This window comes from Arthrobacter sp. 10T416, assembly GCF_056394165.1.
This window is the reverse complement of record NZ_JBFTHI010000006.1, coordinates 82473-102488: the sequence shown is the minus strand read 5'-3', so window position 1 is coordinate 102488 and position 20016 is coordinate 82473. Positions and strand designations below refer to the sequence as shown.

General features: G+C 67.7%; 23 protein-coding genes. 16 read left to right on the top strand and 7 right to left on the bottom strand.

Annotated features, from left to right (window positions below; genetic code table 11):
• Positions 1-44 precede the first annotated feature (44 nt).
• From AC1DBE_RS08875 to AC1DBE_RS08850, 6 genes are all read left to right on the top strand, one after another.
• On the top strand, positions 45-494 hold the full coding sequence (locus AC1DBE_RS08875) for an SseB family protein (RefSeq protein ID WP_476970294.1): 450 nt from the start codon (positions 45-47) through the stop codon (positions 492-494).
• A gap of 78 nt (positions 495-572) precedes the next feature.
• Positions 573-1592: a Ppx/GppA phosphatase family protein gene (locus tag AC1DBE_RS08870; RefSeq protein WP_476970293.1), complete on the top strand. Its 1020-nt coding sequence runs from the start codon at positions 573-575 to the stop codon at positions 1590-1592.
• A gap of 116 nt (positions 1593-1708) precedes the next feature.
• Positions 1709-2050: a YciI family protein gene (locus AC1DBE_RS08865; RefSeq protein ID WP_476970292.1), complete on the top strand. Its 342-nt coding sequence runs from the start codon at positions 1709-1711 to the stop codon at positions 2048-2050.
• 235 nt (positions 2051-2285) lie between these two features.
• Complete coding sequence (proC, locus tag AC1DBE_RS08860; protein ID WP_476878415.1) at positions 2286-3119, top strand: pyrroline-5-carboxylate reductase; 834 nt, start codon at positions 2286-2288, stop codon at positions 3117-3119.
• A 40-nt stretch (positions 3120-3159) separates the two neighbouring features.
• Positions 3160-3738, top strand: coding sequence for an HhH-GPD-type base excision DNA repair protein (locus AC1DBE_RS08855; RefSeq protein ID WP_476970291.1), 579 nt, complete (start codon positions 3160-3162; stop codon positions 3736-3738).
• Between the two features lie 118 nt (positions 3739-3856).
• Positions 3857-5620, top strand: a complete 1764-nt coding sequence (locus AC1DBE_RS08850) for an exo-alpha-sialidase (protein WP_476970290.1) — start codon at positions 3857-3859, stop codon at positions 5618-5620.
• On the opposite strand, the gene AC1DBE_RS08845 is transcribed toward AC1DBE_RS08850, so the two are convergent.
• The gene (locus AC1DBE_RS08845; protein WP_186372291.1) at positions 5617-6255 is read right to left on the bottom strand and encodes a potassium channel family protein; all 639 of its coding nucleotides are present in this window, start codon (positions 6253-6255) and stop codon (positions 5617-5619) included. The two genes, AC1DBE_RS08850 and AC1DBE_RS08845, sit on opposite strands and share 4 nt — an antisense overlap.
• 40 nt (positions 6256-6295) lie before the next feature.
• Entirely contained in the window at positions 6296-7729 is a 1434-nt protein-coding gene (locus tag AC1DBE_RS08840; protein ID WP_476970289.1) for a TrkH family potassium uptake protein, read from the bottom strand.
• A 103-nt stretch (positions 7730-7832) separates the two neighbouring features.
• Between AC1DBE_RS08840 and AC1DBE_RS08835 the strand changes: the two genes are divergently transcribed.
• On the top strand, positions 7833-9056 hold the full coding sequence (locus AC1DBE_RS08835) for an acetoin utilization protein AcuC (RefSeq protein ID WP_476970288.1): 1224 nt from the start codon (positions 7833-7835) through the stop codon (positions 9054-9056).
• Between the two features lie 90 nt (positions 9057-9146).
• Positions 9147-9665, top strand: a complete 519-nt coding sequence (locus AC1DBE_RS08830) for an ArsR/SmtB family transcription factor (protein ID WP_476970287.1) — start codon at positions 9147-9149, stop codon at positions 9663-9665.
• 42 nt (positions 9666-9707) lie between these two features.
• Here the strand turns inward: AC1DBE_RS08830 and AC1DBE_RS08825 are convergent, their stop codons facing one another.
• Positions 9708-11027, bottom strand: a complete 1320-nt coding sequence (locus AC1DBE_RS08825; protein ID WP_476970286.1) for an alpha-hydroxy acid oxidase — start codon at positions 11025-11027, stop codon at positions 9708-9710.
• A gap of 95 nt (positions 11028-11122) precedes the next feature.
• Here AC1DBE_RS08825 and AC1DBE_RS08820 point away from each other — a divergent pair, with 95 nt between their 5' ends.
• From AC1DBE_RS08820 to AC1DBE_RS08805, 4 genes are all read left to right on the top strand, one after another.
• A complete protein-coding gene (locus AC1DBE_RS08820; RefSeq protein WP_476970285.1) occupies positions 11123-11812 on the top strand; it encodes a FadR/GntR family transcriptional regulator in 690 nt (229 codons plus the stop codon).
• Positions 11813-12071: 259 nt separating this feature from the next.
• Entirely contained in the window at positions 12072-13184 is a 1113-nt protein-coding gene (locus AC1DBE_RS08815; protein WP_476970284.1) for a 3-deoxy-7-phosphoheptulonate synthase, read from the top strand.
• Between the two features lie 193 nt (positions 13185-13377).
• Entirely contained in the window at positions 13378-13590 is a 213-nt protein-coding gene (locus AC1DBE_RS08810; RefSeq protein WP_346957799.1) for a helix-turn-helix domain-containing protein, read from the top strand.
• A 193-nt stretch (positions 13591-13783) separates the two neighbouring features.
• Positions 13784-13882 carry a 30S ribosomal protein bS22 gene (locus AC1DBE_RS08805; protein ID WP_003792170.1) on the top strand — a complete coding sequence of 33 codons (99 nt, stop codon included), beginning with the start codon at positions 13784-13786 and terminating at the stop codon, positions 13880-13882.
• A 107-nt stretch (positions 13883-13989) separates the two neighbouring features.
• On the opposite strand, the gene AC1DBE_RS08800 is transcribed toward AC1DBE_RS08805, so the two are convergent.
• Positions 13990-14808: an HAD family hydrolase gene (locus tag AC1DBE_RS08800; protein ID WP_476970283.1), complete on the bottom strand. Its 819-nt coding sequence runs from the start codon at positions 14806-14808 to the stop codon at positions 13990-13992.
• A 119-nt stretch (positions 14809-14927) separates the two neighbouring features.
• On the opposite strand from AC1DBE_RS08800, the gene AC1DBE_RS08795 reads away from it, so the two are divergent.
• Both AC1DBE_RS08795 and AC1DBE_RS08790 read left to right on the top strand, forming a co-directional pair.
• Positions 14928-15206, top strand: a complete 279-nt coding sequence (locus AC1DBE_RS08795) for a glutaredoxin family protein (RefSeq protein WP_476878425.1) — start codon at positions 14928-14930, stop codon at positions 15204-15206.
• 81 nt (positions 15207-15287) lie between these two features.
• A complete protein-coding gene (locus tag AC1DBE_RS08790) occupies positions 15288-15983 on the top strand; it encodes a redox-sensing transcriptional repressor Rex (protein ID WP_476878426.1) in 696 nt (231 codons plus the stop codon).
• A 48-nt stretch (positions 15984-16031) separates the two neighbouring features.
• On the opposite strand, the gene AC1DBE_RS08785 is transcribed toward AC1DBE_RS08790, so the two are convergent.
• The 3 genes from AC1DBE_RS08785 to AC1DBE_RS08775 all read right to left on the bottom strand — a co-directional run bounded on the left by AC1DBE_RS08785 (position 16032) and on the right by AC1DBE_RS08775 (position 18516).
• Positions 16032-16883, bottom strand: coding sequence for a hypothetical protein (locus AC1DBE_RS08785; protein WP_476970282.1), 852 nt, complete (start codon positions 16881-16883; stop codon positions 16032-16034).
• Between the two features lie 220 nt (positions 16884-17103).
• On the bottom strand, positions 17104-17733 hold the full coding sequence (locus tag AC1DBE_RS08780; protein WP_476878428.1) for a hypothetical protein: 630 nt from the start codon (positions 17731-17733) through the stop codon (positions 17104-17106).
• A gap of 234 nt (positions 17734-17967) precedes the next feature.
• Positions 17968-18516 (bottom strand): YceI family protein, encoded by a 549-nt coding sequence (locus tag AC1DBE_RS08775; RefSeq protein ID WP_476970281.1) that lies wholly within the window; start codon positions 18514-18516, stop codon positions 17968-17970.
• A gap of 215 nt (positions 18517-18731) precedes the next feature.
• Here AC1DBE_RS08775 and AC1DBE_RS08770 point away from each other — a divergent pair, with 215 nt between their 5' ends.
• Both AC1DBE_RS08770 and AC1DBE_RS08765 read left to right on the top strand, forming a co-directional pair.
• Entirely contained in the window at positions 18732-19397 is a 666-nt protein-coding gene (locus AC1DBE_RS08770) for a histidine phosphatase family protein (protein ID WP_476970280.1), read from the top strand.
• Positions 19398-19399: 2 nt separating this feature from the next.
• Positions 19400-20011: a TlpA family protein disulfide reductase gene (locus tag AC1DBE_RS08765; protein ID WP_476970279.1), complete on the top strand. Its 612-nt coding sequence runs from the start codon at positions 19400-19402 to the stop codon at positions 20009-20011.
• Positions 20012-20016: the final 5 nt, after the last annotated feature.

Sequence of the window (20016 nt, the reverse complement as noted above, 5' to 3'; positions counted from 1 at the left end):
GCCCGGGAATTGCGGACCGGGGCCCAACGTGATCGAGTAGGAACATGACTGAACAGCCTGCACCCATGGATCTCCAGCCCCTCAACGACCTCGAAGAGAAGCTTGCCCGGGGGGAGCAGCCCGACGCCAACCCGGTGGATGTCATCCTGTCGTTCCTCAACAACGAGGTCTACATCGTCAGCTCCGACACCATTGACGGCCCGGATTCGCAGGTGGAGCCGCTGGTCCTCGCCAACGGCTCCGGCGAACCGGTGCTGGCCGTGTTCTCTCACCCGAGCCGTGTCACCGAGCAGTACCTCGCCGCGGCGCCGAACGTGCTCGGCACGCAGGGCTCGGCCATCATCGGCAACCTCGGCGACCAGCTGGGTATGGTCATCAACCCCGGTGCCGCCTACGGATTCGAGATCGATCCGGAGGGCGTGGCGAACATCCGCCGCGACTTCAAGCCGTCCGACGCCGAACCGGACGCCGCCCCTGACGCGAACCAGGCCTAAGACCGGCCTGCGGGGCGTCCGCGGCGGTGCCGCGGCGCCCGKTTAGGGCACAGGCCCTGCGGGGAGAATAATGGCAGCATGCGGCTAGGCGTCCTCGATATCGGGTCAAACACTGTCCACCTCCTCCTGGTGGATGCCCACCCCGGCGCGCGCCCGGTACCGTTCGCCTCGCACAAGCGCCCGCTCTCGCTGGTGCAGTTCCTCGACGCGGACGGCAACATCAACGACGCCGGCCAGCACGAGCTGACGGAGTTTGTCCTCGAAGCGTGGGAGTTCGCCGCCAAGCACAAGGCCGAGGACCTCCTCGCGTTCTGTACCTCGGCGATCCGCGAGGCCACCAACGGGGCCGAGGTCCTGGCCCGCGTCAAGCACGAAACCACCGTCACGCTGCGGGAACTGACCGGCAGCGAGGAAGCCTCCATGACGTTCTTCGCGGTCCGCCGCTGGTACGGCTGGGGCGCCGGACCCATGCTGAACCTGGACATCGGCGGCGGCTCCTTCGAAATGGCCTACGGCGAGGACGAACTGCCCGAGTTCGCAACGTCGGTCCCGCTCGGGGCCAGCCGGCTCACCCGGGACTGGCTGCAGGAGGACCCGCCGTCGGCCAAAAGCGTCAAGGAACTCCGCCGCTACATCCGCTCCACCCTCAAGCCGGCCGTCCGTGAGTTCGAGAAGCTCGGCAAGGCCAACCACGTGGCCGGGACGTCCAAGACCTTCCGGTCCCTGGCCCGCATCGCCGGTGCCGCGCCCAGCGGCGCCGGCCCGTACGTCAAGCGCGAACTCCACGCCACGGACCTCGGCCTCTGGGCCCAGCGGATCTCCGCCATGGAAGTGGAGGACCGGCTGAACCTCCCCGGCGTCTCCGAAGCACGGGCCCCGCAGCTGCTGGCCGGGGCGCTGGTGGCCGAAGCGGCCCTGGAAATGTTCGAGTTCCCCAGCCTGGAGATCTGCCCGTGGGCCCTCCGTGAGGGACTGATCCTCCGCCGGCTGGACCAGCTGGTCACCGAGGGCCCGCTGCAGCCGGCGCCCCACGTCATCCAGGCCGTGGAACCCGCCGAACCGCAGACCCCCGACGTCGAGGGACCGGCCGCCTCTTAACGGCGGGCCTCCGCGGCGCCCCGGTGACGGCACGACATGTCGATCCGGGGGTGCGTCGTTCGTGGACAAGGTGAGAGGCCGGCAACGGACCGGCCAACGTCAAGGAGGACAGCATCATGGCACGGTACCTGCTCAGTATTTACCAGCCCGTAGGCCCGGCACCCGCCCCCGACGTCCTGGCGCCCATCATGGAGAACCTCGACGCCGTGAACCGCGAGCTGAAGGCTGCCGGCGCGTGGGTGTTCGCCGCCGGGCTTCACCCCACCGACACGGCCACCGTGGTGCGGCCGCAGGAAGGCGGGATGCTCATCACGGACGGCCCGTTCGCCGAAGCCAAGGAACACCTCGGCGGGTTCACCGTCATTGAGGCGGAAGACCTCGATGCGGCGCTCGGCTGGGCCGGCAAGCTGGCCCGCGCCACCACCCTTCCCATCGAAGTGCGCCCTATCCAGCATTAGGACGGCGTCCCGGCGCCCCGGCTGTCGCTTAAAAGCGAAGGCACCGGCGTTCCGCTGCGGGAAAATGGGGGAAACCCGCTGCAGACCACCGGTGCCGGGCAGTCATCCGCATGACTACCTATCATCACTCGCACCCTCAATGAGGCAGTTCCTACGTTAATCACCGAGGTTGTGAGCAACCTGCGCTAAATATGTGAGCTGGCTGTGAATCGGGGCGGACTGCAATGATGGGGGCATGAGCAACCGAATCGCATTCCTGGGCTGTGGATCAATGAACGAGGCAATTATGGGCGGCATGATCGCCGGCGGGACCGACCCCGCCGACATCGTCGCGACGGTCCGCCGGGCCGAACGCGCCGCCGAACTGGCTGAGCGGCACCCCGGAATCACGGCCATTGCCGGCGAGGAGGAACCGGAGAACAACACGCAGGCCGCCACCGGCGCCGCCGTCGTGGTGCTGGGCGTCAAACCGGTCGGCATCGCCGACCTCTCCCGTGAGATCAGCGGATCACTTTCCCCGGACACCATTGTTGTCAGCGTGGCCGCTGCCGTCTCGCTCGAGCAGCTGGAAGCCGCACTGCCGGCCGGCCAGCCCGTCATCCGCGCCATGCCGAACACCCCGGCCCGGCTGGGCCGCGGCGTCGTCTCGGTCTCGGCAGGGAAGCACTGCTCCGCGGAGCAGCTCCAGCAGGCCAAGGACATCTTCGCGGCCGTGGGCACCGTCGTCGAGATTCCGGAGGAGCAGGTGGACGCGCTGTCCGCCATCAGCGGGTCCGGACCGGCCTACGCGTTCTACCTGGCCGAGGCGATGGCTGCCGCCGGCGCCGAGCTGGGGCTCGACGCCGAACTGTCGCTGCTGCTGGCACGTGAAACGGTTGCCGGCGCAGGATTTATGCTCGCCGAACCAGGTGCCGACCCCGCCGCGCTGCGCAAGGCAGTGACCAGCCCGAACGGGACCACGGAACGGGCGATCGTGACCTTTGACGAGCGCGGGCTCCCGGGCATCATCGCCGAAGGCGCGCGGGCCGCTGCCCGGCGCGCAGCCGAGATCACCAAACAGCTGGGTTAGCGCCGGGACGCGGAGCGGACCCGGGTGGCAGGATAGGACCATGGAATTGCATATCACCGGAGACGCCGCCGCGGACCAACTGCTCAGTGACGATCCGTTTGCGCTGCTCACCGGCATGCTGCTGGACCAGCAAGTGACCATGGAGTCCGCGTTTGCCGGTCCGGAAAAGATCCGTGCCCGCATCGGCTCCATGGACCCGGCACGGATCGCCGGCCAGGACCCGCAGGCCTTTGTCGAGATGTTCAAGGAACGCCCCGCCGTCCACCGCTTCCCCGGCTCCATGGCCGGCCGCGTCCAGGCCCTCGCCGAGAGGGTGCACAGCGACTGGGACGGCGACGCATCCGCCATCTGGACGAAGGGAAACCCCGACGGCCAGGAGGTCCTGCGCCGGTTGAAGTCGCTGCCGGGGTTCGGCGAGCAGAAGGCCAAAATCTTCCTGGCGCTGCTGGGTAAACAATGCGGACTCCAGGCCGAAGGATGGCGTGAGGCGGCCGGCCACTACGGCCAGGCGGACGCTTACCTGTCCGTTGCGGACATCGTGGATCCGGAGTCGCTGACCAAGGTCCGGGCCAGCAAGCAGGCGGCCAAAGCCGCGGCAAAGGCGGCCAAGGGGAGCTAGCGGGCGGAGGCGTTCCCCGCCGCTGCTTGCGCCGTGCCGCGGGTGTTCGGCTGACCTCCCACAAGATAGTGACTTATGGCTCGTTGTGGGGTCAGCCGCCGCGGTAACTAATTGGACTATGAACAGCCGCGGACGGGTACCGCAGCCGGGGCGCGCACGGTCAATCCTGGCACCGCTCGTCGCCTGTGTGCTCAGCGCCGTTATGCTCGCGCCGGGCGACCAGCCAGTTTCCGGCCCCGGCACAAGTACCAGCAGCGTTATCAGCATCGGCAGCAGCATAAGTGCCGGAATCAGCAGCGGTACCAGCATTGACGACAACGCCAGACACTTCAGCAGCCGGGTCCTCGCGTCCAACGGCGACAAGGCCATCGACCCCGTCCTTGGCAGGCACTATCGAATCGTCGCGCTCGCAAGCCTTGGCAACGGCGTCGTGCTCGCCGCCTATGACGGCCGTCCCGACGGCGGCGACTCCCCGTCGGCCAACTCAATCATCCAGCGGCGCAGCACCGATCGGGGCAAGACCTGGGGCGCCCCCACCTTCGTCGCGCGCGGCCAGGTCGCCGCGCGCAAAGCACGTCGTTTTGGCTTTAGCGACCCGAGCTACGTAGTGGACCGGGAAACCGGCACGATCTTCAACTTCCACGTCTACTCGAAGGGCGCGGGCTTCGGCAGCAGCAGGCTCGGTAAAAACGATGCCGATCGGAGAATCATCAGCTCCGAGGTCTCCGTCTCGACCGACGGCGGGCTGACATGGTCGACGGACCCGGCGAACCGGCGGGCGTTGCCCCCGCGCCCGTCCTATGCCCGGGGGTCCAAGTACGCGGCCTTCGCGGGCCCCCTCATCACCCGCGTCGTCAAACCGGTGGGAACCAGGGTCCATCGGGTGGCCAACGTCGGCGGCGTCCTAGGTCAGTTCGCGACCTCAGGGGAGGGCATACAACTCCGGTACGGGCCCCACAAGGGACGGCTCATCCAGCAATTCGCCGGCAGGATCATCCAGCGGGACGGCTCGAAGCGGCTCCAGGCGTACAGTGTGTTCTCCGACGACCACGGCCGTAGCTGGCGCAGGGGCAAACCAGTGGGCGTGAACATGAATGAAAACAAGGTCGTCGAGCTCTCCAACGGCGATGTGATGCTCAATTCCCGAGACAACGCAGGCGGCGGCGGACGGCGGATCGCGGTCTCGCACGACGGCGGCGAGACCTACGGCCCCGTCACCTACAACTCCGTGCTCACCGACCCCCGCAACAACGCCACGATCACACGGATGTTCCCCGACGCGCCCAAGGGCTCAGCCGACGCCCGCAAACTGCTCTTTTCCAACGCCAACAACCCGCCGTTCGCCCGGAAGAACGGCACGATCCGCTATTCGTGCGACGACGGGGCGACCTGGAGTACCTCACGCGCCTTCGCACCCGGCCTGCCGACAAACTACTCCACCGTGACCGCGCTGGGGAGCGGGCTGTACGGCATCCTCTATGAGGGTGCGCACAACACCATTACCTTCGATAGGTTCGACTCCAGATGGCTTGACCCCCTGTGCGGACATCTCATCAGCGATTCCCCCTCGGTGCCAGCAGGCGGGCGAGTGGACGTCACGTTTACGGTGACCAACGGAGATGAGCTCACCTTCAAGCCCGGACGTCTCTCGCTGAGCCTGCCCGCCGGCTGGACCTCGACGGACGCGGAGGTGCCCGCAATCGCTGCCGGAGGCTTTGCGACCGCAGCCGTCCGCGTGCGCGTCCCGGCCACCGCGAGGGCAGGCACCACCACCTGTACCGCCAAGTTCATGAGCGAGCAGGGGCATCTGGAGGTCAAAGTCCACGTCACGGTCACCCACGCCCGGAAACCCCGGACTCCGCCGGCCGTGGCCCAGGATTAGGGCCGGGCCGCGAACCGCTCCAGCAGGTCCACGTGGCCGGAAACAATGAGCATGTCCCGTGCGGAGACCTTGGTCTCCGGGCGGGCGTAGGTGAAGTCCTCGCCGGGGGATTTCACACCCACGATCGTGACCCCGTACTTGGAACGCACCTTGGACTCATCCAGGGTGAACCCCACGGTTTCGCGCGGAGGGTACATTTTCACGATCGCGAAGTCGTCGTCGAACTCAATGAAGTCCAGCATCCTGCCCGAGACCAGGTGCGCGGCGCGGACCCCGGCGTCGGCCTCCGGGTAGATCACGTGGTTGGCTCCGATCCGGGTCAGGATCTTGCCGTGGGAGGGCGTGATGGCCTTGACCCACAGGTGCTCGATGCCGAGGTCCACCAGGTTGACCGTGATCAGCACCGAGGACTCGATCGAGGTGCCCACGCCGACGACGGCGGAGCTGAACTCCTGCGCGCCGAGCTGGCGGAGGGCGTCGATGTTGGTCGCGTCGGCCTCGACCACGTGGGTCAGCACGCTGGCCCACTTCTGCACCAGGCTTCGGTCGCGTTCAATCGCGAGCACCTCGCGGCCCTGCTTGACCAGCTGCTCAGCGGTGGACGCGCCGAAGCGGCCGAGCCCGATTACCAGCACGGGCGCGTTGTGGGCGGGGCGGTTGACGGCGCCTGAGGTACTAGCCAATGATCGGTCTCTCTTCCGGGTAGTGGTACAACTGGCTGCGCTGGCGCAGGGCCAGCCCAGCGGCGAGGGTGACGGTGCCGACGCGGCCAGCGAACATCAGGGCGGTCAGCACGTACACGCCGGCAGGGGGCAGTTCGGCGCTGAGGTTGGTGCTCAGGCCCACGGTGGCGAACGCGGAAATCGTTTCAAAGAGCACCCGGTCCAGGGATGCGCCGCTGATCTGCAGGAGCAGCAGGGCGGAGACGGCCACCAGGGTGGCGCCGGCGACGATCACCGAAATTGCCACCCGCATGGTCCCCTCGGGGATGGTGCGGCCGTAGATCTTCACGTCCGCGTCGCCCCGCGCCTCGGCAATGATGGCCAGGAACATAACGGCGATGGTGGTCACCTTGATGCCGCCAGCGGTTGAGGCCGAACCGCCGCCGGCGAACATCAGCGCGTCCGTCAGCAGCATGGTGGTGGAGTCCATCTGGTTCTGGTCCACCAGGTTGAAGCCGCCGGAGCGGGTCATCACGGAAGCAAAAAGTGAATGGGTGATCTTGTCGCCCAGGTTCATGCCCCCAATGGTGCGCATGTTTTCCCACTCCAGCAGGCCCCACAGGACCGTGCCCGCAGCCAGCAGGATCAGCGAGACCTGGATGGTCAGCTTGGTGTGGAGGTTCCACTTCTTCCAGTTCAGCCCGTTCTGCTGCAGCACCATCACGACGGGGAAGCCGAGGCTGCCGAGGAACACGCCGACCATCAGCGGGACCAGGATCCACAGGTCGGTTTCGTAGGGGACGATTCCGTCCGAATGCGGGGTGAAACCGGCGTTGTTGAATGCGGAAATGGCGTAGAAGACCCCGTGCCAGACGGACTCGCCCACGCTCTCGCCCAGGGCCAGGAAGCGGGGGATCATGGCCACGGCCAGCCCGGCTTCAATGACCACGGAGGTGACGATCACGATCCGCAGCAGGGTGCCCACCTCGCCGAGCCGGCCGGCGTTGTTCATGGCTTCCTGGGCGATCAGCTTGCCGCGTACGCCAAGTTTCTTGCTGACCATCAGCGCCAGGAGGGAGGCCAGGGTCAGGGTGCCGAGGCCGCCGACGAAGATGCCGACCAGGATGATGAGCTGGCCAAAGAAGGACCAGTGGACGGCCGTGGACACCACGGTCAGCCCGGTCACGCAGACGGCCGAGACGGCGGTGAACAGGGCCTGGTGCAGCGGCGTGACCTGCCCGGTGGCCGAGGATACGGGCAGGGACAGCAGTGCGGTGAAGATCAGGATCACGACGGCGAATGCCGAGACCGCCAGCCGGGCCGGGGAGGTGTTGGCGATGTCGTCGATGAAGTCGCGCAGCCGGGTGAAGACCCACAGGCCCTCGCGCTCCGGCTGGCCGGGGTGCCAGCTGGCCGGGTTCTGTGACCTCGACTGGCTTTGCGTCATGTGCGGCTTGTCCTCGGTTGTAACGGCGTCCCTCAGTAGTAAACCACTTTATTCCGCGCAATGACGGGGGAGCGGGGCGGTGCGCTCCGGTAGCCTGTGATTGATGACCTTCCTGCCCGGACTCGTTCAGACCGCCCTGCCAACGACGGTGGTGTGGGACTCCGCCATGACGGCCTACAACTTCGGCCACGGCCACCCGATGGCGCCGGAGCGGATGGAGCTGACCGAGCGGCTTGCCGGCAGCCTGGGGCTGTTCGACCTGGACCATGTGAGGGTCGCGGCCCCGTCCGTGGCCAGTGATGAGGAACTGGGCGCCGTGCACAGCGCGGAATACATCCACGCCGTCCGCCGCGTCAGCGCGGACCCGGACACTCCCGACCTTGCCCGCGGTCTCGGCACCGAGGACGACCCCGCCTTCGCCGGCATGCACGAGGCCAGTGCCCGGCTGGCCGGCGGGTCCCTCCTGGCGGCCGCGGCCATCCTGGACGGAACCGCGGTCCGGGCGGTGAACTTCGGCGGCGGCATGCACCACGCCTCGCGGGAACGGGCCAGCGGCTTCTGCATCTACAACGACGCCGCCCTGGCCATCCAACGGCTGCTCGACGGCGGAGTGCAGCGGGTGGCGTACGTCGACGTCGACGCGCACCACGGGGACGGCACGCAAAGTATTTTCTGGGACGACCCCCGGGTCCTGACCATCTCGCTGCACGAAACCGGGCTGACGCTGTTCCCCGGGACCGGCTTCGCCAACGAGATCGGCGGCCCCAATGCCCAGGGCAGCGCCGTGAACGTGGCACTGCCGGCCGGAACGGGGGACGCAGGCTGGCTGCGGGCCTTCCACGCGGTAATCCCGCAGCTCGTGGGCGCGTTTGAACCGGAGGTTATCGTCAGCCAGCACGGCTGCGACTCGCACCGCCTGGATCCCTTGACGCACCTGAACATCAGTGTGGACGGCCAGCGCGAGGCTGCCACCGCGATCGGCAACCTCGCCGCGCGCTACTGCGAGAACCGCTGGATCTCCACCGGCGGCGGCGGGTACAACGTGATCACCGTGGTGCCCCGGTCCTGGAGCCACCTGATTGCCATTGCCGCCGGCAGGCCCGTGCCCCTCCGGACCCCGGTCCCCGAGGACTGGCGGCAGTATGTGCAGGACAAGTACGGGGCCAAATACGGCGTCGAACCGCCCGCCGTGATGGGCGACGACGTCGACCTCTGGTGGCGTTCCTGGGAGGTCGGTTTCGACCCCAACGACGAGGTTGACCGCACGGTTATGGCCACCCGCAAGGAAGTCTTCCCGCTCTACGGCCTTGACCCCTGGTTCGACTGACACCGGCGCCCACGAGCCCCAGACGGGTCCCCGGACCGGGGCTGTAATTGGTGGATGCCATCCGGCGTATATGTCGCTAGGGTGGACTGCATGGTGACAGACGACGTATTTGCAGTCATTGCTGAGGCAACCCGGCGTGACATTCTGGTGTCCCTGCGCAACGGGGACAAAGCAGTGGGGGAGCTGGTCCAGGAGCTCGACGCGAGCCAGCCCACCATCTCAAAACACCTCAAGGTGCTGCGCGAAGCAGACCTTGTGAGCATGCGTGCCCAGGGCCAGAAGCGCTACTACGCGCTGAACCCGAAACCGCTGGCCGGCGTCGCCAGCTGGCTGGAGACGTTCGACGTCGGCCGTCCCGCTGCCGAGCCAGCAGCCCCTCCCGCCCCGGCGCAGGCCGCTCCCGGCACCCTGGCAGCAGCGGCTGTCCCCTCCGGGGCCAATGCGCCCGACCTGCCGAAGGACAGCTCACTGAGCCCCGCCGTCGCTCTCCCGGTCGGCACCGCGGGAGAAGACACCCGGCCGCAGCAGATCGGGCGCAGCGTAGGCCGCGCCGCCACCCGCGCCGCAGACCTGCTGGCGAACCTGCCGAAGTTCGGCCGGAAGAAGTAGCAGCACCCGCCCCCAGGGGACAACAGCCCGCCGGACGGACTGCTACCTGGCGAGCAGCCGGACGTGGTCCGGGGTCAGCTCCGAGATCCGGCTGACGCCCAGCAGGGCCATGGTGCGGCGCATGTCCGCCTCAAGGATGCCAATGGCACGGTCCACCCCGGCCCGGCCGCCGGCCATCAGGCCGTAAAGATACGCGCGGCCGATCAGGGTGAAGTCGGCTCCCATGGCCAGGGCCGCGATGATGTCCGCGCCGCTCATGATCCCGGTATCCAGGATGACGGCGGCGTCACTGTGGTCCGCTTTCAGGGCCGCGGAGACCTCCGGCAGGAGATGGAACGGAATGGGTGCGCGGTCCAGCTGGCGGCCGCCATGGTTGGACAGGACGATGCCGTCGGCACCGTGGTCCACCACCTTGCGCGCGTCCTCGACCGTCTGGATTCCCTTGACCACCAGATTGCCCTTCCAGGTTTCGCGCAGCCAGTCGAGGTCCTCGAAGGTCAGGGTGGGATCGAACATGGAGTTGATCAGGTCCGCCACCGTGCCGGTGTAGCGCGAGAGCGAGGCAAAGGTCAGGGGTTCGTGGGTGAGGAAGTTGAACCACCACGCCGGCCGGTAGGACGCGTCCAGCACGGTCTTTAGCGTCAGCGCCGGCGGGATGGTCATGCCGTTGCGGACGTCACGGAGCCGGGCGCCCGCGACGGCGGTATCCACGGTCACCATCAGGGTGTCGTTCCCGGCCCGGGCGGCGCGCTCGATCAGTTCCAGGGAGCGGTCCCGGTCCGTCCACAAGTACAGCTGGAACCAGTTGCGGCCGTCGGGGGCGGCCGCAGCGACGTCCTCGATGGAGGCCGTGCCCATGGTGGAGAGTGTGTACGGGATGCCCGCGTCCGCGGCGGCGCGCGAGCCGGCGTATTCGCCCTCCGACTGCATCATCCGGGTGAAGCCGGTGGGTGCGATGCCGAAAGGCAGGCGGGCGGTCCTGCCGAGGATTTCGGTGCTGAGATCCACGCGGGAGACATCTCGCAGGATGCCCGGGCGGAATTCGATATCAAGGAACGCCTCGCGTGCCCGGCGGAGGGTGATCTCCGCTTCGGCCGCGCCGTCCGTGTAATCGAAGGGTGCCTTGGGCGTGCGCCGCTTGGCCATGTCCCGGAGGTCCCAGATGGTGCTGGCCCGCCGCAGCCGCGCTTCGCGGCCGAAATCGGGCTTCTTGAACTGCATCAGCGGCGCGAGGTCCGCGTACTTGGGGATGCGCCGTTTCAGGGCGGCCGGGACGCCGCGCTGGGGGGCGGCGGTGGCGGCGGCTGTTTCCGACGGCGTCGTCGGCGCCTCCGGGTTGCCGGTGATGGTGGGTTGCGTCATAGCGTCCTCCGGGCGTCCAAATGCAGTGGCTGCGGTTCTGTGGTCCAACCACACTTTAGGGGATGTGGTCGGACCACAACAAGTACTATGGGTCCATGCGTACGCACCAGCTGGTCCTGCAGTGGATTGAGGAACAACTCTCCAGTGGACAGCTCCTCGTGGGCGGCCGGCTCCCCGCGGAACGGACACTGGCCGAGCAGCTGGGCGTCTCCCGCACCTCGGTGCGCGAGGCCATCCGGATCCTGGAGGCCATGGGTGTGGTCCGGGCCGGCGTGGGCTCCGGCCCCGACGCCGGGACCGTGGTGATCTCGGATCCGACGGCGGCCTTGGGCGCTGCCCTGCGGCTCCACGTGGCCACGTCGCATCTTCCCGTGGCGGACATTGTGCAGACGCGTGTGCTGCTCGAGTCCTGGGCGGCGGCACGGGCGCGGCCGGATGCGCCGGCCCTGGCCGAGGCCGCTGCCCTGCTGGAGCGGATGGAGGACTGCGCGGACACTGCCGAGTTCCTGGCCCTGGATGTCCGGTTCCACCTGGCACTGGCGGACGCCGCCGGCAACGCCGTGGTCAGCGCCATGATGGGTTCCCTGCGTGAATCCATCCAGGACTACGCCAGCCGGCTGACAGCCAACCTGCCGGACTGGCAGGCCACCGCCGCGCGGCTGCGGCATGAGCACCGGGGCATCCTTTCAGCCATCGGCAGGAACGACGGCGCCGGGGCGGCCAGGCTGGTGGCGGACCATATCGAGGGCTACTACGCGGAGGCGGGGCTGGGCGGCCGGTCCTGACCGCACCCATCCGCGCCGCCGCCGCGCGGCGGCAATGTTACGCCGCCGCTTTGCCCTGCCGCCCGGGCGGGGTTATGGTCAATGGCATGACTAACCGTTGGTATGCGTATTTTTCGTTGGCTCTGGAGGGGCCCGCGTCTAACTGACACGCATCCACGTACCTTCAGAGCCAACAGGGCAGAGATCATTCTCTGCCCTTCGCCATTTCTCCGGCGGGTTCTGATCAGGGCCCGCTCCGCACCCCGGACAGGACCCCACCATGAGTATCGAAGCAGCCACTGACAGCCAGCAGTCCACATCCAACCTGCGCGTCAGCCGCTTCACCCCGCTGCCCACCCCGCAGGAAATGATCGCGGAACTCCCGCTGGACACCCGCGGATCGGACGTCGTCGGCCGCGGCCGGGACGAGGTGCGGGCGATCATGGACGGCGTCGACGACCGGTTGCTGGTGATCGTGGGCCCCTGCTCCATCCACGACCCCAAGGCCGGGCTGGAATACGCCCGGAGGTTGGTCAGCCAGGCCGAAAAGCACCGCGAGGACCTCCTCATCGTCATGCGCACCTACTTCGAGAAGCCGCGCACCACGGTGGGCTGGAAGGGCCTGATCAACGACCCGCGGCTCGATGGCAGCCATGACATCGCCGCCGGCCTGCGCGCCGCCCGCCAGTTCCTCCGCCAGGTCACGGCACTCGGGCTACCTACCGCCACGGAATTCCTCGAACCGATCAGCCCGCAGTACATGGCGGACCTCGTCGTGTGGGGGGCCATCGGCGCCCGCACCACGGAGAGCCAGATCCACCGCCAGCTCGCCTCCGGCCTCTCGATGCCGATCGGGTTCAAGAACGGGACCGACGGCGGCCTCCAGGTGGCCCTTGACGCCTGCAGCGCCGCGGGTGCCGCCCAGGCGTTCCTGGGAATTGACGACGACGGCCGCGCCGCCCTGGTCAGCACCGCCGGTAACCCGGACACCCACGTCATCCTCCGAGGCGGCAGCGGCGGGCCCAACTTCGCCGCGTCCGACGTCGAGGCCGCCTCGGCCAGGCTCGCCGCCCAGCAGCTGAACCCGCGCCTGATCGTGGACGCCAGCCACGCCAACAGCGGCAAGGACCACCACCGGCAGGCAGAGGTGGCGCTCGAAATTGGTGCCCAGCTCGAACACGGCGGAGCCTCGGCGGCTGCCATCGCCGGCGTGATGCTGGAGAGCTTCCTGGTCGGGGGCGCGCAGGCCCTGGATGTCGCCGACCACGCGGCCGGAACCGACAGCCTCCGGTACGGCCAGAGCGTCACCGACGCCTGCATGGACTGGGATGTGACGGCGTCGTTGCTCGGGGAGCTGGCGGCCTCGGCGCGGGCCCGGCGGAACCGGGGCTAAGGGCCAGGCGTGGAAGGGTGGCCGCTGCGCAAATCCTGCGGAAATCCTTCGCAGATTCTTGCGGAAACCTTTCACATTGGCACCACTAACCCCTAGAGTATCTAGCACATGGTTGTTTGATGGCTCAGCATCGGCACACCGCCATGTCGTTCAGACGGGGCAGCCGTTCGCTTGAGCAAAAGGAATAAGGGAAATGTCTTCGGAGGCCAACTTCTCCAACGCGCGCTTTCTCACCGTGGCCGAGGTCGCGGATGTGATGCGGGTATCGAAAATGACCGTGTATCGCCTGGTGCACTCCGGCGAAATGCCGGCGGTGCGCTTCGGCCGCTCATACCGGGTTCCGGAAAACGCCGTCGAACAGTACCTCAAGGGTGCTGTCGTCGACGGACGCACTGAGACGGCCTGAGTCTTCTGCCGCCGCGCCGTGCCGCAGCAGACCCCCTCGCGGGGCCTGCGGTCGTGGTGTGCCCCCGATAGGCGGTACCCTGTTAAGGAACGTTTTACGTCATTGTAAGAACCTGTCAGTTGTTCAGTCTGCTGCTTAGCCCGCGGACCCTTCCCAACAGGCAGGTAATGCATCTAGCCGGTAAGGAACTTTCGTGGGTTCAGTTATTAAGAAGCGTCGCAAGCGTATGGCCAAGAAGAAGCACCGCAAGCTGCTTCGCAAGACGCGCCACCAGCGTCGCAACAAGAAGTAGAGATACTTCCCCAGCGTCAATGCCCGTTGCCTTCCGGCGGCGGGCATTTTCCGTTTTCCCGGCAGGTGCGGCTGGCCGGACGCGGCGGTGGCTGTAGGCAGTGGCTGCTAGACGGTCGGGCCGCGGAACCTGGAGAACCCGCGCCAAAGGCCGTAGACGGCTCCGCCGACGGTCGCGGCTTTGAGCCCCAGCGTCGCGGCCCGGCGGCCGGACCGGAAGTCGTAGACCGGCCAGTTGTGTTCACGGGCGTGGCGGCGCAGCCGGGCATCCGGGTTGATGGCCACGGGATGCCCCACCATGCTCAGCAGCGGGATGTCATTGTGCGAATCGCTGTAGGCCCAGCAGCGGGCGAGCTCCAGGCCTTCGGCCTCGGCAATGGCGCGGACCGCCACGGCTTTCGCCGGGCCGTGCAGGATTTCACCCACGAGGCGTCCGGTGTAGGAGCCATCGTGGATCTCGCCCACGGTGCCGAGGGCGCCCGTGAGGCCGAGCCGGGTGGAGATGACGGTGGCTACCTCCACGGGGGTGGCGGTGACCAGCCAGACGCGGCGGCCCACCCGCAGGTGCTGTTCGGCCAGCGCCTTGGTCCCGGGCCAGATCCGGGACTCGATCATCTCGTCGTAGACTTCCTCGCCGAGGGCCTCGATGTCCTTGACGGTAAAACCGGAGGCCAGGCTCAGCGCGGTGTCACGGACGGCGTGGACATCGTCCAGCTTCTCGCCGCGGAATACGAACATCAGCTGCTTCCAGGCGAACCCGGCGGCCTGCGGGATGGTGAACGCTCCGCGCTGGTGCATCTTCCGGGCCACATGGAACAGGCTGGCGCCCCGCATGAGGGTGTTATCGACGTCGAAGAAGGCGGCTTCGCCGTGCTGCGCAGACGCAACCGGCGGCGTGGCCACAGCGACGATCTTCTCCTCGGGCATGCCACGAGTCTAGTCAATGCACGGGGATCCCTCGCGCAGGACTGCCCGGCGTCGCGCCGGCGGGGGTGGAAACCGTGCCGGCGTCGACGACCGGATCGGGTCCGGGCTACCGTGGAGCCATGACCAAACCCGCCCCCGACGTCGTCCTCATCACCAAGGCCGACTGCCATCTCTGCACCGACGCGCGTGCCGCCGTCGGCCGGGTCACCGCCGCGCTGGGACTTGGCTGGTCCGAGCAATCCATCGACGGCGACGCCGAACTCCGCGACCGCTATGCGGAGGAGATCCCGGTGCTGCTGGTGGACGGCGTCCAGCGCGACTTCTGGCGGATTGACGAAGTCCGGCTGGCGCGCACCCTGCGGCGCGCCCTGGGCCTGCCCGAGTCACCGCCCGCCTAAGCGGGCCCCCGGGCGCGGCTTTGTGGCCCGAACTGCGGGGGCCCTAGAGTGGAGGCACAACGCGACTCAATGGAGCAGATAGTGACTTCGCTGGATTCCTCACCCGATGCCCTGCCCGGCGGAACCGGGACTGCCGCCAAGCAGATCCCGCCCGCGGCCGTGGCCCGGCTGACGATCTATCTGCGCGCCCTCACCACCCTGCTGGCCGACGGCGTGGACCGCGTGTCCTCGGAATCCCTCGCCGAAGCGTCGGGCGTCAGTTCCTCCACTCTCCGCAAGGACCTCTCCTACGTGGGCTCCTACGGGACCAGAGGCGTGGGCTATGAGGTGCAGTACCTGAACAGGCATATCGCGGCAGCCCTGGGGCTGACGCACGACTGGAAAGTCGCGATCGTCGGGGCCGGCAACCTCGGCAAGGCCCTCGCCCGCTACGGCGGATTCGAGTCCCGCGGCTTTGACATCGTGGCGATCTTCGACGCCGACCAGATGGTGGTGGGCAGCGAGGTGGGCTGGTTGCGGGTCAGCGACGCCGCGGACCTTGAGGCCGTGCTGCAGCGCACCGGCGCCAACATGGTGGTCCTGGCGCTGCCTGCGGCCGTGGCGCAGGGTGTATGTGACCGTGTGGTGGCAGCCGGGGTGCGCAGCATCCTGAGTTTTGCCCCGGTCATGCTGCAGGTGCCGGCCGGGGTCAACCTCCGGAAGGTGGACATGGCCACCGAACTCCAGATCCTCGCCTACCACGCACAAAGGGCGCAGGACCCGGAGGACGCTGACTAGGATCAGCCTGCCCGTCCGGATCCCGCGCCCTTGGCTGCGGGTACTGGCTTAGCGCCCGTAGGGGTTCTGCGCGTAGGGGTTGGTGAACGGCTGCTGCTTCTGGAAGTACGGCGAGACCGTCGGCAAGTACAGGATCACAATGCCGGCCACACCCATCAGGATCACAATGATCTGCAGGATGCCGGAGACGACGCCGAAGGAGAAGGCTCCGCCGAAGAGGCCGAGCAGCGAGATGGCGGCGAATACGGTGCCCAGGATGCGGGCCCAGTTCTTGCCCTTGCGGACCGGGAAGGCTACCAGTGCGTACAGGCCCAGGGAGATGAGTCCGCCGATGATGCCGCTGGCCGGGATGATTCCACGCACGGCGTTGATTTCGGAGGGGGAGAGGCTCTTGCCCTGCTGGACGGCAGCTTCCTGCATGGCGGTTTCAAAGTACGCCGCACCGGTGAAGGCAATGACCAGGCTGCTGACGAACGCGAGGACGCCGGCACCGATGATGAGCCAGAAGGCAAGATCCAGTTGCGCGGGCCGGGTCGCGGTGCCGCCGCCCGGGAGCTCCGAGGGATACTGCGCGTAGGGCGACTGGCCGTAAGGGCTCTGGCCGAACTGGCCGGGAGCCTGGCCATAGGCCGACGGCTGCTGCCCGTACTGCGGCGCGTTCTGGCCGTACTGCTGCTGGCCGTACTGCGGAGACTGCTGCCCATACTGCTGCTGGCCGTACTGCGGCGCGTTCTGCCCGTACTGGGGCTGCTGCTGGCCGTACTGCGGGGCCTGCGGTGCTTTCTGCCCGTACTGCGGCGGCTGCTGTCCGTACTGGGGAGGCTGCTGGCCGTACTGCGGGGCCTGCTTGCCCGACTCGGGTCCGTCCGGGCTGGAAGGCTCGACTGGCGGGTTACTCATGGCGGTCCTTTGCATGTGGTTGACGGAATGGGCTACCGGGACCAGCGTTACAACCCTGCCCCCAGCGTGGTTTAAGTACACCGTACCGCGCACACGCGGCCGTTTGGGTCATTCCCAAGAGGTATTCTCGGCGGCACGAGGGGCGCACTGAACGGCGGCACGAGCGGCGGCACGCGGGAGCGGGAGGACGGGGTGGCCGGGTCCCGTTTCCCGGCCGCGACTATGCCGCGGGACCTGGCCGGAAACGTCCCTTGAAGCCCTCAAACCAGGACTGTGACCGGGGCAGCCACATCAGGGCCGTCGCCACGAGGCTGATGACAAAGCCGGGCCAGCTTCCGCCTCCGGCCATCCCAGAACTCAGCGCGGCGAGCACCAGGCTGACACCGGCCGCGAGGGTCAGGCCGAACCGGGCCCATTCCCAGCCTTCCGCCATTTTCATCGCCAGCGTGACCTGCACCGCGGCGAGGGCCACAGAGACCAGCACCAGCAAGAGCAGCAGGATGCCGGATAGCGGTGAGACCACAAACAGGACGAGGGTGCCAAACAGCCCGATCACCCCTGCGAGCAGTCCCAATACGCCGCCGACCACCCACACCCAATACGAGATCTTCAGCTCCGTAGGCATCGCCGGGACGTTGAGTATCGACGAGTAGCCGCCAACGGGGAGTGCCTCGCGGAAGGTCCGTGGCCGGTCCTCGGGCCAACGGAAGCGGAACCCGGGTGCCCGTCCGGGGCCGGGGGTGCCGCCCGCTGCGGGGCCGTCGGCCGGGCCGGGCAGGGCGGCGCCCGGCTCCGGCGGTGTTGTGCCGTCGGGCTGGGGTGGCTCGGGGACGTCGCCGGAATTGCTCATGGATTTCACTTTAGACCGCCAGGCTGGGGGTTCCCAGAGGACTCCGGGACTGGCGCGCGGCGTCCCGCAAGCACCCGATGCGCCCGGCACCGACGCAGCGGAACCACCAGGCTCATGGCGCGGAGTGCCGGGCTTAAACGACGACACCCCGCGCCGCCTTGGAGGCGGTGCGGGGTGTCCAGGAGGCCGCCGGCGGTCAGCCGGTGAGCTCGTCCGCCCTGGAGGGCGTGGGAACTAGGCTGCGGGGGCGATGAAGGCGAGCTCAAGGTTGATGGCAACCTTGTCGCTGACCAGCACGCCACCGGCTTCGAGGACTGCGTTCCAGGTCAGGCCGAAGTCCTTGCGGCTGATCGTGGTTTCCGCGGTCAGACCGGCGCGGGTGTTGCCGAACGGGTCAACGGCCACGCCGTTGAGCTCGGTTTCCAGCGCCACCGGGCGGGTGACACCCTTGATGGTCAGGTCGCCCTGCAGCTCGTAGGCGTCGCCCTTGGCCACGATGGCGTTGGAGACGAAGGAGATCTCGGGGAACTTCTCGACGTCGAAGAAGTCCTCGCCGCGGACGTGGCCGTCGCGGTTGGCGTCGCCGGAGTCGAAGCTCGCGGTCTTGATGGTGGCGTTCACCTTGGAGTCGGCGACGTTCTCGGCGAGGTCCAGGGTTGCGTCGGCGTCCTTGAACTGGCCGCGGACCTTGCTGATGCCGGCGTGGCGGACGGTGAAGCCGATTTCGCTGTGCGAGTTGTCGAGGGTCCAGGTGCCGGTGGTGAGGTTAGCGGGAAGTGCCATGGTGGTTCTCCTTGAGTCGGGTGGGGTGGTGCCTGAGTTCGTCTGATCGTGGGTTGACGCTTCATTTGTTGAAGACTCAACTAACTGCTTCACCCAGTATAAACATGCATTTGCATCTTTTATTCCACTTCCGGGGAACATTTCGAAAAAACTTTCAGTTCTACTTCTCGTAGAAGATTTCGTCATTGCCCCTGCCCTTTGAGAAACTGGTACACATGCCCCAAGCCACTGTTCATTTGCTCCGCCACGGCGAGGTCCACAACCCCGACGGCGTCCTGTACGGCAGGCTGCCGGAGTTCCACCTCTCCGAGCTGGGCCGGGAGATGGCCCGGACGCTCGCCGAGCACTTCACGGAACAGGCCGCGCAGGGCGCCAAAATCGTGCATCTGGTCGCGTCTCCGCTGACCCGCGCCCAGGAAACGGCCCAGCCGATCTCGGAGGCGCTTGGCCTCGACATCGTCACCGAAGAGCGGATCATCGAGGCTGAAAACTACTTCCAGGGCCTCCAGGTCTCCAAGGGCGAGATCCTCAAGCCCAAGCACTGGCCGATGCTGCGCAACCCGCTCCGGCCCTCCTGGGGCGAGCCCTACAAGGAGCAGGCGGCCCGGGTGGCTGCCGCGGTGCAGGACGCGCGCCTTCGGGCCATTGAACTGGGCGGCGACGGCGCCGAGGCCATCCTGGTGAGCCACCAGCTGCCCATCTGGGCCACCCGCCTCAGCGCCGAGGGAAAACCGCTGTGGCACGATCCGCGGAAACGCGAATGCACCCTGACCTCGGTCACGTCCCTGGTGTTCGACGACGCCGGTGAGATCCTGCGCGTCGACTACAGCGAACCTGCTGCCGCCCTGCTGCCCGGTGCCTCCAGCACCCCGGGGGCATAAGCATGGTGGCTAACGATCCCCGCTTGTCCCGCCGGAACGTCCTCACCGCGGGCGGTGCCGCCCTCGCCGTCGTGCTGGGCCTCTCCGGCTGCGCCCAGGAGGATGACCTGGCCAAGCAGGCCAAAGCCGGCGACAACAAAAACTATGTGGCCGGCGACGGCTCCGTGACCGAATTCGCCGCCGCCGAACGCAAACGCCCGGTGGACATCAAGGGGACACTGTTCGACGGCACCGAGGTCTCGGCGTCGGCGTTCCAGGGCAAGGTCACGGTGCTGAACTTCTGGTTCGCAGCGTGCGCGCCGTGCCGGGTGGAGGCACCCTCGCTGGAGGCCCTGCACCAGGAGTTCAAGAGCCAGGGCGTGCAGTTCTTCGGGGTCAACCTGCGCGATGAGAAGCCGACGGCGGAAGCCTTCGACAAGACCTTCAACCTGACCTACCCGAGTTTCAACGACAAGGACGGCGCCGTGCTGCTGTCCGTGTCCGGGCTCGTTCCGCCGGGTGCCGTTCCCACCACGCTGGTCCTGGACAAAAAGGGCCGCGTCGCCTCCCGGGTGCTCGGCGAAATCGAAAAGGGCACCCTGAAGTCCCTCATCGCCGCCGCCGTGGCCGAGTAGCCGGG